Raw genomic sequence first — 13,192 nt, 5'->3', positions numbered from 1 at the left:
GCGGTCAGAGGTAGTCTGACCGCTGCAACCCGTATTTTGCCATCTTCTCATTCAATGTCCGGCGCGGCAGGCAAAGTTCGTCCATAACGCTGGCGATTGAGCCTTTGTGACGGCGCATTGTATTGTCGATCAACATGCGCTCAAAGGCTTCAACGTATTCCTTTAGCGGCTTGCCCTCGGTGGTCATCACCGGCTGCATCTCATCATGATCGCTCATCAACAAGGATGCGATGGTGCCCGATCCGCGGCGCGATTGCAGCACCGCGCGTTCAGCCACATTGATCAACTGACGCACGTTGCCGGGCCACGGAGCCTGCAACAACTGTGCAGCTTCTTGCGCCGAAACCTGCGGTGCGTCGCAGCCGTATTCATCGGCGAATTGGTCGCTTAGACGGGTGAAAAGCGTCAGGATGTCTTCGCCCCGCTGGCGCAGCGGTGGCACGGTGATGCGCAACGCGGCCAGACGGTAGAACAAATCAGAGCGCAGCGCATCCTCTGAAGTGCGGCCTGCTTCTTGTAGGTTCGAGATCGCGACGATCCGCGTCTCTGCTGGAGTGCCTTGTTCATTGATCGCGCTCAACAGCCGGGCCTGAAGGCTTTCTGTGAGTGCCTCGATGTCTTCCAACACCAACGTCCCACCACGCGCCTCTTCGATGGCGGGCAATTGCGCGTCTTCGGGCTGCATCGGGCCGAAAAGGCGCTTTGCCAGCGCGTCTTCTTCCAGCGCACCACAGGAGACGAGGACAAATTTCTTGCCCGCGCGGCTGCCGACCGCGTGCAGCGCATGGGCCACGAGGGTCTTCCCCGTGCCGGTTTCACCATCGATCAGCACATGCCCATCGGCCTGACCCAGATCGAGGATATCCTCGCGCAGCCGTTCCATCACGGGGGACTGGCCAATCAACTTCTTCATCAGCTGGCCGCCGTCCGACAACTCCCGCCGCAGGGCACGGTTGTCCATCACCAGACGGCGGGCATTCGTGGCTTTCTTGGCCAGTTCGCTCATCCGGTCAGGGTTAAAGGGTTTTTCAAGGAAGTCGAACGCACCCACGCGCATCGCCTCAACCGCCATCGGCACATCTCCGTGGCCAGTAATCATGATGACCGGCAGGGCCGAGTCGCTGCCCATCAGTTTTTTCAGGAACTGCATCCCGTCCATGCCCGGCATTTTGATGTCCGAGATTACGATGCCTGGATAATCCGGCCCCAGCGTCTTGAGCGCATCTTCGGCGCTGCCGAAGGTTTCAGTGTCATAACCCGATAGGGCCAACCACTGGCTGATGGACTGCCGCATGTCCTGTTCATCATCTACAATCGCGATTTTCATTGCCTGAGCCATGCGTTCACTCCGCCGCTTCTATTTTCGTTTCATCTGCCAATATAGGCAGTTGCATTTCAAATACAGCGCCACCGTTCTGTCCGTTGCGCGCTGTCAGCCGTCCTCCGAGGTCGTTTACGATCCCCGAAGAAATAGCAAGACCCAGCCCAACACCGTCGCCAGGCTGCTTGGTCGTGTAGAAAGGTTCGAACAGCGCGTCTAGGTCCTCGATCCCCGGGCCATTGTCGCGCACGGTCAATGTCGCCGTCTCCCCCGCTGATAGTATAATGTCTACCTGCGGGTTTCGTTCCGATTTAGTCGCGTCCAATGCGTTTCTTAGCAAGTTTACCATAACTTGTTCGATCCGCATACGGTCCCCCATCACCAAAACGGGGTTATCGGGTAAGATCCGACTGATTTGCACCTGCCGCTGACGTAGTTGAGGCTCCATCATCGACAGCGAAGAAGCCAGCGCCGCGCCCATATCGACAGGAGAGAACGCCTCCTGCCCCTTGCGGGCATAAGATTTTAACTGCCGTGTGATCGCGCCCATCCGCTCGATCAGGTCGTCGATGCGCCCGAATGAGGACAGCGCCTCTTCCTGCCGGTTCCGCTTGAGCAGCAGCCGCGCGCCCGCCAGATAGGTCTTCATCGCCGCTAGGGGTTGGTTCAACTCATGGCTGACGGCAGCCGACATTTCGCCCAAGGCAGCCAGTTTCGACGATTGTTCAAGCGTTTGCTCAGCCACGGCGAGGGTCTGTTGCACGCGCTTCCGCTCGGCGATTTCACGCTGTAGCGCCAAGTTTAGCGCCCGAAGCTTGGCCGATTCCCGCTGAAAGATCGCCAAACGGCCCGCCGTGCGGCGGCTAAGGAAATAAAACGCCAAGGCCAAAAGAATCGCAAAACCCATGACCTCTAGCGCCAGGACGCCATTTACCTTTTCGCGGACGGACGCATAGGTGGTGTAGCTGCTCATCCGCCAACCGCGAAAGGGAATCCTATTTTCCAGCCGCATCACCGCTTCGCCCTGCAGATAGGCATCGGGGGGTAATGCTGTCCAATCTGTCGTGGCCTGAATGGCGCGTTCAATTGCGCTTTGCGGCGTGTGGTTCGCCAGCGCTTCGGGTTCGGTCAGGCCGCGCCAGCGCGGTTCAGTGGCGAGGATGATCTGGCCAGTGCTGTCCATGACGATCACCGCATCGGAAATCCCAGCCCAAGCACGCTCGAACTTTTGAAGATCAACCTCAACCGCGATCACGCCCAGCGTTTCGCCGCCCGATTGCATTCGGCGCGAGTAAAGAAACCGATACCCGCCCTGCTCACGCTCGATGGTTGAGAAGATCGTCGCGTTAGAACGGATGGCATCAACGAAATAGGGCTCAGACTTATGCGCCGATCCAAGCCTGTTGCGGTCGGTCGCGGCCACCGTACGCCCGTCAATGTCATACAACATCAAAGACGCCGCGCCGATTTCCTCAACAAAAGAGATAAGCCGCTGCGTGGAAAGCGAATAATCGGCCGTTTGCAGCGCGCCGATTAACGTGGGATCGCGCGCCAAAAGCTGTGGTACAATCGCGTTCTGGCGCAGTTCGGCCAGTAAGTTGCCACTGTAGAGCGCGATACGCAGTTCCGCGCGGTTGCGCGTGCTTTCGGTAAAGCGATCAGTCAGCAGCTTGTTGGTGATCGAAATCGTCACCACGGCCAATACCAGCAACGCAGCAATAGCAAACCGCACCCGCCAGGATACGGCTATACTGCTGCGTTCAGGTCGGGATGCATCGCTCATCGTGGCAACTTACGCTTTACGCGCATTGCACTCAAGTCAAGCAGTCTGCAATGCGCCAGTCAATGCGCGAAAGAGCGCCGCCCCATCCGTATTGCCATGGGCCACTTCCGCTGCCCGCTCAGGATGCGGCATCATGCCCAGCACACGGCGGTTTTCCGACAGGATTCCGGCGATATCATCGCGTGCACCATTCGGGTTCTCGGCATAGCTGAACGCCACACGATCTTCGCCGCGCAGTTTCGCAATTGTCTCATCATCGGCAAAGTAATTGCCGTCATGGTGCGCGATCGGAATGTTGATGACCTGACCGGCGTTGTATTCAGAAGTATAATCGCTGACCGTGGTCTCAACCTTAAGGCCGACAGTCTTGCAGATGTATTTCAGCCCCGCATTGCGCAGGAGCGCGCCGGGCAGCAGACCCGTTTCGGTCAGCACCTGAAAGCCATTGCAGATGCCCAGCACATACCCGCCGCGATTGGCATGAGCCGCCACAGAGCGGCAGATCGGCGAATTCGCGGCAATGGCCCCGCAGCGCAGGTAATCCCCATAGGAGAACCCGCCGGGAATGCCTACGATATCAACGCCTTGCGGCAGTTCGCTGTCCTTGTGCCAGACCATGGAAACCTTGGCGCCCGCGGCTTTGAAAGCCACGGCAAGGTCGCGGTCGCAATTGGACCCGGGGAAGACAACTACCGCTGCGTGCATCAGGCCAGCTCCACCGAATAGGATTCGATCACCGTATTGGCCAAGAGCTTTTCGCACATGGCGGTCACATCGGCCTCGGTCGTGCCCTCGGCAAGGTCCAACTCGATCACCTTGCCCTGACGCACGCCATTCACCCCGTCAAAGCCCAAGGCTCCGAGCGCGTGGCGAACAGCTTCGCCCTGAGGGTCGAGAACCCCATTCTTCAGCATCACATGCACCCGTGCTTTCATGGCGCGACACCCCTTTGTAACATCTGCAAATTGAACGGCGAAGCCGCGTTAGTTGATCAACGTCGGCTTGGAGACCGGCTGATTGTTTTTAGGCATTACGCCCAGACGTTTGGCCACTTCGGTATAGGCATCGGTAAGCGAGCCAAGATCGCGGCGGAACACATCTTTGTCGAGCTTCTGGCCCGTCTCGATGTCCCACAGGCGGCAGCTGTCGGGGCTGATCTCATCGGCGACGATCAGACGTTGGAAGTCACCATCGTAAACGCGGCCAATCTCGATCTTGAAGTCAACCAGCTTGATGCCGACGGCCATCATCACGCCCGACATGAAGTCATTGACCCGCAGCGCGAGGCTCAGGATATCGTCCATATCTTGCTGAGTTGCCCAGCCAAAGGCGGCGATATGCTCCTCGGTGACCAGCGGATCACCAAGCGCGTCGTCTTTGTAGCAATATTCGACAATCGGGCGCGGCAGCTGTGTGCCTTCTTCGATGCCAAGACGCTTGGACATGGAGCCGGCCGCATAGTTGCGCACGATCACTTCTAGCGGAATGATCTCAACCTGCCGCACGAGCTGTTCGCGCATGTTCAGGCGTTTGATGAAATGCGTCGGCACGCCGATGTTGTTCAGCCCGGTCATAAAGAACTCGGACAGGCGGTTGTTCAACACGCCCTTGCCCTCGATCGTGGCTTTCTTCTCGGCGTTAAAGGCCGTCGCATCGTCTTTGAAATATTGCACGATGGTGCCGGGCTCAGGACCTTCATAGAGGATCTTTGCCTTGCCTTCGTAGATCTTGTTGCGCCGGGCCATGGGCATCCTTTCCAACAGGGGGCGGGGAACATCCCCGCCGCTTGCGCTTCTCTTAGTGCAACCACCCCGCTGCTGCAAGCATGGCCCGTCACCTTTGACGCGCCACTTGTGGGAAGGCGGAGGCGACCGCATATGAATAGGGTAACCAAAGCAATCGGAGACCCTCCATGAGCAACTTTGACGACCGCGCCAACGCCTTTGAAAACAAGTTCGCCCACGATGCAGACATGCAATTCCGCGCCGAGGCGCGCCGAAACAAACTGTTGGGCCTCTGGGCTGCTGAACTTTTAGGCAAATCGGGCAGCGACGCCGACGACTACGCCAAAGAGGTCGTGAAATCCGACTTCGAAGAGGCGGGCGACGAAGATGTTTACCGCAAAGTCTCTGGCGACTTGGGCGACCGCGCCGATGAAGCGACGATCCGCGCCAAGATGCAGACCCTGATGGCCGAAGCCAAAGCGCAGCTTCTGAGCGAAACCAGCTAACCCCCACTCACCCCGGCCACGCGCCGGGGTGCACTCTACCCGCCTGCCCTCATAATGAAGATGAATATTATGAGATTGCCCCTATGAACCCATCGTGACATCAGGCGAAATTCCCAGACCCCACAGGAGCCCCCATGAGCAACGCATTCACCGATCTTCTCGCTGAAAAGGGCACATTGCTCGCGGATGGGGCCACGGGCACCAATCTGTTCAACATGGGGCTGATGTCAGGCGACGCGCCTGAGATGTGGAACACTGATGAGCCTAAGAAGATCATCAAGCTTTACCGGTTTGCAGTGGATTCGGGCAGTGACCTGTTCCTGACCAACTCTTTTGGGGCCAATGCTTCGCGGCTCAAACTGCACGGCGCTGAAAAGCGCGTTCATGAGCTGAGCCGCGTTTCTGCCGAACTGGCACGCGAAGTGGCTGATACCGCCGAGCGCAAAGTCATCGTCGCAGGCTCTGTCGGCCCCACGGGTGAGATCATGGAGCCGGTCGGCACGCTGACCCACTCCCTCGCCGTTGAGATGTTCCACGAAACCGCTGATGGTCTCAAGGCTGGTGGTGCCGATATCGGTTGGCTGGAGACGATCAGCGCCCCCGAAGAATACCGCGCCGCTGCCGAAGGCTTCGCGCTGGCGGGTCTGCCATGGTGCGGCACGATGAGCTTCGACACCGCGGGCCGCACGATGATGGGCCTGACCTCCGAAGGGATGGTCGATATGGTCCACGGGCTGGACAACACGCCGCTGGCATATGGCGCCAACTGCGGTACGGGCGCATCTGATCTGCTGCGCACCGTGCTCGGTTTCGCTGCAAAGAATGGCACGCTGCCGATCATCTCCAAGGGCAACGCGGGCATTCCGAAATACGTCGAAGGCCACATCCACTATGATGGCACGCCCGAGTTGATGGCGCGCTATGCGACCATGGCGCGGGACGCGGGGGCCAGCGTCATCGGCGGCTGCTGTGGCACCCTGCCCGAGCATTTGGTCGCGATGCGCGAAGCGCTCGACAGCACCGAAAAAGGCCCGGCCCCCACTTTGGAGCAGATCCGCGAAGAGATAGGTGATTTCTCGTCCGAAAGCGACGGCACCGACGGTCAAGGTCCAGTGCGCGCGCCACGCCGCGGCCGCCGCCGGAGCTAAGCCTTAGAACAAGCTCAATTGATCGCCCTTTTCGGAGGGCGGTCGAAACAGATCGCAGCGCAGCGGCACGCCCGCGCGGGTTAGCCCCAGCCGTTTGACCGCCAGATTAAAACGCTGCGCCACCATCTGCGCATAGGGCCCCTCGCCCCGCATGCGTTTGTGCCAGCCTGCGTCGTATTCCTTTCCACCATGCATATCGCGCAGCCGCGCCATGATCCGCTCGGCCCGGTCGGGATAATGGGTCGCAAGCCATTCTTGCACCAGCGGCGATACCTCACGCGGCAGGCGCAGCATGATCCAACTGGCGTGCCGCGCCCCGGCATCGCGCCCGGCGGCAAGGATCGCCTCCAACTCTGGATCGGTCAGCGCCGGAACCATTGGGGACGCCATGATCCGCACCGGAATTCCAGCCTCCGACAGCCTCCGGATCACCTGCAACCGCCGCTGCGGCGCTGGCGCGCGCGGTTCCATCAATCGGCTGAGGCGGGCATCGAGCGTTGTCACCGAAATTCCCACTGCGGCGAGGCCGCGTTTGGCCATATCGCTCAAAATATCAATGTCCCGCTCGATCAGACTGCCCTTGGTGACAATCGCGACCGGATGATTGAAGTCAGACAGTACCTCAAGACAGTCACGCATGATGCCATGGGTCTTTTCGATCGGCTGATACGGGTCGGTGCTCGTGCCGATAGCAATGGGCGCGACCTCATAGCGTTTCGCGCGCAGTTCTCGCGCTAGCACCGCCGGGGCTTCGGGGCGGGCGATCAACTGCGTCTCAAAATCCAGCCCCGGCGACAGGCCAAGATAGGCGTGGCTGGGCCGTGCGAAACAGTAAACGCAGCCATGTTCGCAACCGCGGTACGGGTTGATCGACCGATCAAAAGGCAGATCCGGCGAGCGGTTGTAAGTAATCACCCGGCGCGGCACCTCGATGCTGGTGTTGGTCCGCAGCACCGGAAGCACCTCTTCCCGCGCCCAGCCATCGTCCTCTGCCACGCGGGCGTGACGCTCGAACCGGCCCGCATCATTGCTGCCTGCCGCGCGGCCAAGCACGCGGAATCGCTGGTCTTCCCTATCCATGAAAGAAGGTTAGAACATTGCGCGAACATCAGCAAGTAAACTTGCGCAAACCCTTGTCCTTACACCGCAAAAAGCAGTAGTTTGCCCCCAAGGCGTCGCGCATGGCGCGGCCGATGTCGCAAACTGCGACCCCGGCGCTAACATTCCGTGAGACAAGGGCCCAAGTGTCATGCACCTGCACGCCCAGCAGAAGGAAACACCATGTCAGAAGAAGACGATATCATCCTGGCCGAGTTGGACGACGAAGAACTGGTCCAGCAGATGTTCGATGACCTCTATGACGGTCTCAAGGAAGAGATCGAAGAGGCCGTTCAAATCCTGCTCGACCGCGGCTGGGAACCCTACGAAGTTCTGACCAAAGCGCTGGTCGGCGGGATGACCATCGTCGGCGCGGATTTCCGCGACGGTATTCTCTTTGTGCCCGAAGTGCTGCTGGCCGCCAATGCGATGAAGGGCGGCATGGCGATCCTCAAGCCGCTGCTCGCCGAAACCGGCGCGCCGCGTGTGGGCAAGATGGTGATCGGCACAGTCAAAGGCGACATCCACGACATCGGCAAAAACCTTGTCGGCATGATGATGGAAGGCGCGGGTTTTGAAGTTGTCGATCTTGGGATCAACAACGCGGTCGAAGCCTATCTCGAAGCGCTTGAAGCCGAACAGGCCGACATCCTTGGCATGTCAGCGCTGCTGACCACCACCATGCCCTATATGAAAGTCGTGATCGATACGTTGGTCGAACAGGGCAAGCGCGATGACTATATCGTGCTGGTCGGTGGCGCGCCGCTGAACGAAGAGTTCGGCAAGGCCATCGGGGCTGACGCCTATTGCCGCGATGCCGCCGTAGCAGTGGAAACGGCCAAAGACTGGATGGGCCGGAAACATAACTCCGCCAACGCCTAGGCTGCTGGCACCGCTCCACTTGGCTTTGGCATCGGTGACATGCGATGGTGACGCCATGAGCGACAGCAATTTGCCAGATGATCGGACCCTCACCCAAGAGGGGCTCGCGCCCACCCGCGCGGGCCGTATCTTGCTGATCGCCTGTGGCGCGCTGGCCCGTGAGATATTGGATCTGAAGGCCGCGAACGGCTGGACCCATCTGGACCTGACCTGTCTGCCCGCGAAATATCACCTCTACCCGGAAAAGATCACCCAAGCGGTGCGCGACACGGTCGCCAAACACCGCACGGACTATGACGATTTCTTTGTCGTCTATGCCGATTGCGGCACGGGCGGCGGGCTGGAACGGGCTTGTGAAGAGATGGGCGTGCAGATGGTCGCGGGGCCGCATTGCTACAGCTTTTTTCAGGGCAACGAGAGCTTTGCCAAAACCTCGGAAGATGAGATCACCACCTTCTACCTCACCGATTTTCTGGTGCGGCAGTTTGAGGCTTTCATCATCAAGCCTATGGGCCTCGACCGACATCCAGAGCTGCGCGACATGTATTTCGGAAATTACGAGAAATTGGTCTATCAGGCGCAGACTGACGACCCGGCACTGACGGACAAGGCCCGCGATTGCGCGGCGCGGTTGGGTCTCGCCTTTGAGCGGCGATTTACGGGCTATGGAGATCTACAGACCGCGCTGCGCGACCTCTAAGCCTTCACGCTTCCTGAGCTGCCGTTTCGCGCACGCGCTCGATCATTGCCCGCAAACCGTTGGAGCGTTGCGCCGATAGGTGGTCGTTCAACCCCAGCCGTGCCAACTCCGCTTTCGCATCGACGCGGCTAACGTCCGCAGGCGTTAGACCATTATAAAGCATACGCAAAACAGCGATCAGCCCCGACACGATCATCGCGTCGCTCGCCCCGTCGAAATGCAGTTTCCCACCCTCGAACTGCGCATGCAGCCAGACCTGAGAGGCGCAACCGTCCACCTTGGTCGCGGGCACGCGCAGCGGCTCGGCCAGCGGGTCCATTGCTTTGCCAAGATCGATAACATGACGATAACGGTCTTCCCAGTCTTCCAGAAACTCGAAATCTTCGACCAGTTCTTCAAAGGCGGGCGTGGCCATCTGTGCACTCTCTTTGGGTGAATTTCACTGTTTGACAGGTAGGATGCCGATGCGCAAAGGTCCACCCCCTTCCCAAGGCCTGCGTGATGGGGTAGCACAAGACAAGTTAACTTAACGGCGGATCTTATGCGCAAGACAACCCTCGCTCTTTTGGCCTCGACCCTCTTGGTATCCGCCTGCGGCACGGTGCGTGACAGCCGTATCAACCCGATGAATTGGTTCGGCCCTGCCCGCTCGGTTGAGGCTGCACCGGCGGAGAGCACGAACCCACTGATCCCGCAACGTCGTGGTCTTTTTGCCAGACGCGCAGTTGAGGTCGACACCTATGAGGGGCGTCCCTTTGAGCAGATCACCGACCTGACGATTGAGCCTGTGCCGGGTGGTGCGATTCTGCGCGCCACGGGGCTGGCCGCGCGACAGGGTATCTATGCGGTACGTCTGACCCCCGCAACGGTTGATGAATTGCCCGTCGACGGTGTTTTGACTTATCGATTGGAGGGGATCCGCCCCGACAAAGCGACACGCCAAGGCAGCCAACCCACTCGCGAAGTTATCGCCGGGCGGCGTCTGACTGACGAAGATCTGATCGGTGTGCGTGAGATTCGCGTTCAAGGGCAGCTGAACACATTGGTGTCACGCCGCTGAGATTCCACCGCGCCTTGCCGAGTTGAGCCGCCCCTGATCGGGCGGCTCTTTTCGTTTCAGACCTTTACGGTTTTCACGTCATTGCCGTCTGCCGCCAAGGCGATTTTGCCCTCGCAAAGCAGCAGGGCATCGGCGCCAAAGACTTCGTGCCGCCAGCCGCGCAACGCTTGCACGTCACGCTCCCCGGCAGAAAGCATGTCTAAATCACTGGCCGAAGCGATCAGCTTGGCCGCGACGCCCGCGCTTTCGGTCTTGGCCTTAAGCAGCACACGCAAAAGATCGGCCAGCGCCGGGTTCACCTGTAGCTTCTCGCGCTTTCGGTCAGGCTGAGGCATATCGCCTGGTTTGCAGGTCACGCCTGCGGCCACGGCTTTCAAAATACCCTCGGCGATTTCACCCTTGCGGGCCTCGCGGAGCAGCAGGCGGGCGCGGTTCAACTCTTCTCCGTTCGAAGGCTTGAGGCTGGCCAATTCGACCAACGCGTCATCCTTAAACACCCGGTTGCGCGGGATATTGCGGGTGCGGGCATAGTCCTCGCGGAATGCAGCCAGTTCCCGTACGATCGCCAAGAACTTCGGCGAATTGGTCCGGGTTTTGACACGTTTCCACGCATCCTGCAGTTGGGTCACATAGGTATCGGGGCTGAGCAACGTTTCCAGCTCTTCAGCAACCCAACGTGCGCGGCCTGTCTGCTCCAGCTTACCGGCCAGAAACTCGTAAATCTGGCGCAGGTGGGTGACGTCGGCCAGCGCATAAGTTTTCTGTGCATCGGTCAGCGGACGGCGCGACCAATCGGTAAAGCGGGACGTTTTATCGAGCGCCTGATGCGCGATCTTACGCACCAGCGTTTCATAGCCCACCTGTTCGCCAAAGCCGCAGACCATCGCGGCCACTTGGGTGTCGAACAGCGGCTCAGGGAAAACTTCGGCATCGACAAAGAAAATCTCAAGGTCTTGTCGTGCCGCGTGGAACACTTTGACAACCGACGTGTCGCGAAAAAGCGTATAAAGCGGCTCTAGCGAGATGCCCTCGGCCAGCGGGTCGACCAGCACGGCGTTGCTGTCGTCGGTGCCGGGCATCGCGAGCTGGACGAGGCACAGCTTGGAATAGTAGGTGCGTTCGCGCAGAAATTCGGTATCGACGGTCACATATTCATGGCGGGCCGCCTCTTCACAGAATTGCGCGAGATCGGCTGTCGTGGTGATGGTTTTCATAAATGCTCTTTGACAAGTTGCATGCCCGGTCATCGGGCTTTAGCCCAAGAGGTACATCACGTGCGCAGGTTTGACCAGCGTCAGCCCTTGAGCATCACCGGTTGCCGCTCACCTGCCGCAAAACGGCGCAAAACTGCTGGATAAAGCAGATGTTCCTGAACCAGCACCCGCTCGGACAACGTCTCGGCCGTGTCGCCCGGCAGAACCGGAATGCGCGCTTGGCCAAGGATCGGGCCGTCATCCAATGCGGCAGTCACCTCATGAACGGTGCAGCCATGTTCGGTATCGCCTGCTTCCAACGCGCGGGCATGGGTGTGCAGCCCGCGGTATTTCGGCAGCAAGGAAGGGTGGATGTTGATCATTCGCCCGGCCCAAGCGTCCGTAAACCCTTCGGTCAGTTTGCGCATGAAACCGGCAAGGCAAATGATGTCGGGCGCATGGGCTTCAAGCGCGGCGGTAAGCGCCGCCTCAAACGCCGGACGATCCTTGCCGAAGGGGCGGTGGTCGACCACTTCGGTCGCGATCCCCTGCCCCTGCGCCCAAGCGATTCCGCCCGCGTCTGCGTTGTTGGACAGCACCAGACAGGGGCGGCCCGCATGGTCGCCAGTCATATCCTCGACCAGCGCCCGCATGTTGGAGCCGCCGCCCGAGACGAAAATCGCAACCCGCTTGGTCAAAGCAGCGCGCCGGAATAGGTGACGCCATTGCCGGTGGTGATACGCCCGATTTCGACGGCGGCGTGGCCATCCTCGGCAAAGGCGGCCTTGGCGGCCTCGACCTTGTCGGCAGAGATGACGGCAACCATGCCAATGCCAGCGTTGAAGGTCTTGAGCATCTCGGTCTCGGCCATGCCCCCTTCGGCGGCAAGCCATTTGAAGACCGGCGGCAGGTCCCATGCGTTGAGGTCAATCTCGGCCGCCAACCCAACGGGCAGCACACGCGGCAGGTTCTCGGTCAGGCCACCGCCGGTGATATGAGCCAGCGCCGACACGGCATCGGCGCGCAGGGCCGCAACGGCGCCTTTGACGTAAAGCCGTGTGGGTGTCAGCAGCGCACTGCCCAGATCACCTTCGCCCCATGGGCAATCGTCGCCCCAACCCAAACCGCTGCGCTCAACGATCTTGCGCACTAGGCTATAGCCATTGGAATGCACACCGTCGCTGGGCAGGCCCAAGAGCACGTCGCCCTCTTTCACATCGCGCGGCAGTTCCGTCCCGCGCTCCATCGCGCCGACGGAAAAACCGGCGAGGTCAAAATCGCCCGCGTGATACATGCCCGGCATTTCAGCAGTCTCACCACCGATCAAGGCGCAACCGGAATCGGCGCAGCCCTTAGCGATGCCCTCAATGATCCGCGCGGCGCTGTCGAGTTCCAGTTTACCGGTCGCGAAATAATCGAGAAAGAAGAGCGGCTCGGCGCCTTGGCAGACCAAATCGTTGACGCACATAGCGACCAGATCAATGCCGATGCTGTCGACATTGCCGGTGTCGATGGCAATGCGCAGCTTGGTGCCTACGCCGTCCGTCGCGGCAACCAGCACCGGATCGGTGAAACCTGCGCCCTTCAGATCGAACAGCGCGCCAAAGCCGCCAAGGCCAGACATAACGCCGGGCCGAGCGGTGGATTTCGCCGCCGGTTTGATCCGCTCTACAAGCGCGTTGCCTGCGTCAATATCCACGCCTGCTTCGGCATAGGTGATTCCGTTGTCGGATTTTGTCATGGTCATGGCCCCCGGCGCGCATTTTCCCTTGCGCGC

Annotated in this window: 15 protein-coding genes; 5 read left to right on the top strand and 10 right to left on the bottom strand. The window is 59.9% G+C overall.

The genetic code is table 11. The features are described 5' to 3' along the window. Positions 1 to 4 precede the first annotated feature (4 nt). Genes DSM110093_RS08095 through purC form a run of 5 tightly spaced genes read right to left on the bottom strand, consistent with a single transcriptional unit; the run spans position 5 to position 4,849 of the window. Positions 5 to 1,339 carry a sigma-54 dependent transcriptional regulator gene (locus DSM110093_RS08095; protein ID WP_243260551.1) on the bottom strand — a complete coding sequence of 445 codons (1,335 nt, stop codon included), beginning with the start codon at positions 1,337 to 1,339 and terminating at the stop codon, positions 5 to 7. A 4-nt stretch (positions 1,340 to 1,343) separates the two neighbouring features. After that, complete coding sequence (locus DSM110093_RS08090; RefSeq protein ID WP_243267593.1) at positions 1,344 to 3,104, bottom strand: ATP-binding protein; 1,761 nt, start codon at positions 3,102 to 3,104, stop codon at positions 1,344 to 1,346. 36 nt (positions 3,105 to 3,140) lie between these two features. Then, positions 3,141 to 3,809 (bottom strand): phosphoribosylformylglycinamidine synthase subunit PurQ, encoded by a 669-nt coding sequence (purQ, locus tag DSM110093_RS08085; RefSeq protein WP_243267592.1) that lies wholly within the window; start codon positions 3,807 to 3,809, stop codon positions 3,141 to 3,143. After that, positions 3,809 to 4,039 carry a phosphoribosylformylglycinamidine synthase subunit PurS gene (purS, locus tag DSM110093_RS08080; protein ID WP_067629083.1) on the bottom strand — a complete coding sequence of 77 codons (231 nt, stop codon included), beginning with the start codon at positions 4,037 to 4,039 and terminating at the stop codon, positions 3,809 to 3,811. Before purS ends, purQ begins: the two co-directional genes overlap by 1 nt. A gap of 48 nt (positions 4,040 to 4,087) precedes the next feature. Further along, positions 4,088 to 4,849, bottom strand: a complete 762-nt coding sequence (gene purC / locus DSM110093_RS08075; protein WP_243267591.1) for a phosphoribosylaminoimidazolesuccinocarboxamide synthase — start codon at positions 4,847 to 4,849, stop codon at positions 4,088 to 4,090. Positions 4,850 to 5,016: 167 nt separating this feature from the next. Here purC and DSM110093_RS08070 point away from each other — a divergent pair, with 167 nt between their 5' ends. Further along, positions 5,017 to 5,334, top strand: a complete 318-nt coding sequence (locus DSM110093_RS08070; protein ID WP_243267590.1) for a DUF1476 domain-containing protein — start codon at positions 5,017 to 5,019, stop codon at positions 5,332 to 5,334. A 134-nt stretch (positions 5,335 to 5,468) separates the two neighbouring features. Continuing rightward, a complete protein-coding gene (gene bmt / locus DSM110093_RS08065) occupies positions 5,469 to 6,482 on the top strand; it encodes a betaine--homocysteine S-methyltransferase (RefSeq protein ID WP_132443426.1) in 1,014 nt (337 codons plus the stop codon). 3 nt (positions 6,483 to 6,485) lie between these two features. Here bmt and DSM110093_RS08060 read toward each other — a convergent pair whose 3' ends face one another. Further along, on the bottom strand, positions 6,486 to 7,562 hold the full coding sequence (locus tag DSM110093_RS08060) for a PA0069 family radical SAM protein (protein WP_243267589.1): 1,077 nt from the start codon (positions 7,560 to 7,562) through the stop codon (positions 6,486 to 6,488). A gap of 201 nt (positions 7,563 to 7,763) precedes the next feature. Here DSM110093_RS08060 and DSM110093_RS08055 point away from each other — a divergent pair, with 201 nt between their 5' ends. Both DSM110093_RS08055 and DSM110093_RS08050 read left to right on the top strand, forming a co-directional pair. Next, positions 7,764 to 8,462: a B12-binding domain-containing protein gene (locus DSM110093_RS08055; RefSeq protein ID WP_243267588.1), complete on the top strand. Its 699-nt coding sequence runs from the start codon at positions 7,764 to 7,766 to the stop codon at positions 8,460 to 8,462. A 55-nt stretch (positions 8,463 to 8,517) separates the two neighbouring features. Further along, positions 8,518 to 9,162 (top strand): DUF1638 domain-containing protein, encoded by a 645-nt coding sequence (locus DSM110093_RS08050; RefSeq protein ID WP_243267587.1) that lies wholly within the window; start codon positions 8,518 to 8,520, stop codon positions 9,160 to 9,162. 4 nt (positions 9,163 to 9,166) lie between these two features. Here DSM110093_RS08050 and DSM110093_RS08045 read toward each other — a convergent pair whose 3' ends face one another. Beyond that, a complete protein-coding gene (locus DSM110093_RS08045) occupies positions 9,167 to 9,577 on the bottom strand; it encodes a SufE family protein (protein WP_243267586.1) in 411 nt (136 codons plus the stop codon). A 126-nt stretch (positions 9,578 to 9,703) separates the two neighbouring features. Here DSM110093_RS08045 and DSM110093_RS08040 point away from each other — a divergent pair, with 126 nt between their 5' ends. After that, positions 9,704 to 10,222, top strand: a complete 519-nt coding sequence (locus DSM110093_RS08040; protein ID WP_243267585.1) for a hypothetical protein — start codon at positions 9,704 to 9,706, stop codon at positions 10,220 to 10,222. Between the two features lie 56 nt (positions 10,223 to 10,278). Here DSM110093_RS08040 and rnd read toward each other — a convergent pair whose 3' ends face one another. The 3 genes from rnd to purM all read right to left on the bottom strand — a co-directional run bounded on the left by rnd (position 10,279) and on the right by purM (position 13,156). Beyond that, the gene (rnd, locus tag DSM110093_RS08035) at positions 10,279 to 11,436 is read right to left on the bottom strand and encodes a ribonuclease D (protein ID WP_243267584.1); all 1,158 of its coding nucleotides are present in this window, start codon (positions 11,434 to 11,436) and stop codon (positions 10,279 to 10,281) included. A gap of 80 nt (positions 11,437 to 11,516) precedes the next feature. Beyond that, positions 11,517 to 12,113 (bottom strand): phosphoribosylglycinamide formyltransferase, encoded by a 597-nt coding sequence (purN, locus tag DSM110093_RS08030; RefSeq protein WP_243267583.1) that lies wholly within the window; start codon positions 12,111 to 12,113, stop codon positions 11,517 to 11,519. Next, positions 12,110 to 13,156, bottom strand: coding sequence for a phosphoribosylformylglycinamidine cyclo-ligase (purM, locus tag DSM110093_RS08025; RefSeq protein ID WP_243267582.1), 1,047 nt, complete (start codon positions 13,154 to 13,156; stop codon positions 12,110 to 12,112). Before purM ends, purN begins: the two co-directional genes overlap by 4 nt. Positions 13,157 to 13,192: the final 36 nt, after the last annotated feature.

Origin of the sequence: Sulfitobacter sp. DSM 110093, from assembly GCF_022788715.1 — a bacterium.
GTDB lineage: Bacteria > Pseudomonadota > Alphaproteobacteria > Rhodobacterales > Rhodobacteraceae > Sulfitobacter.
This window is presented reverse-complemented; position numbering and strand designations above follow the sequence as displayed.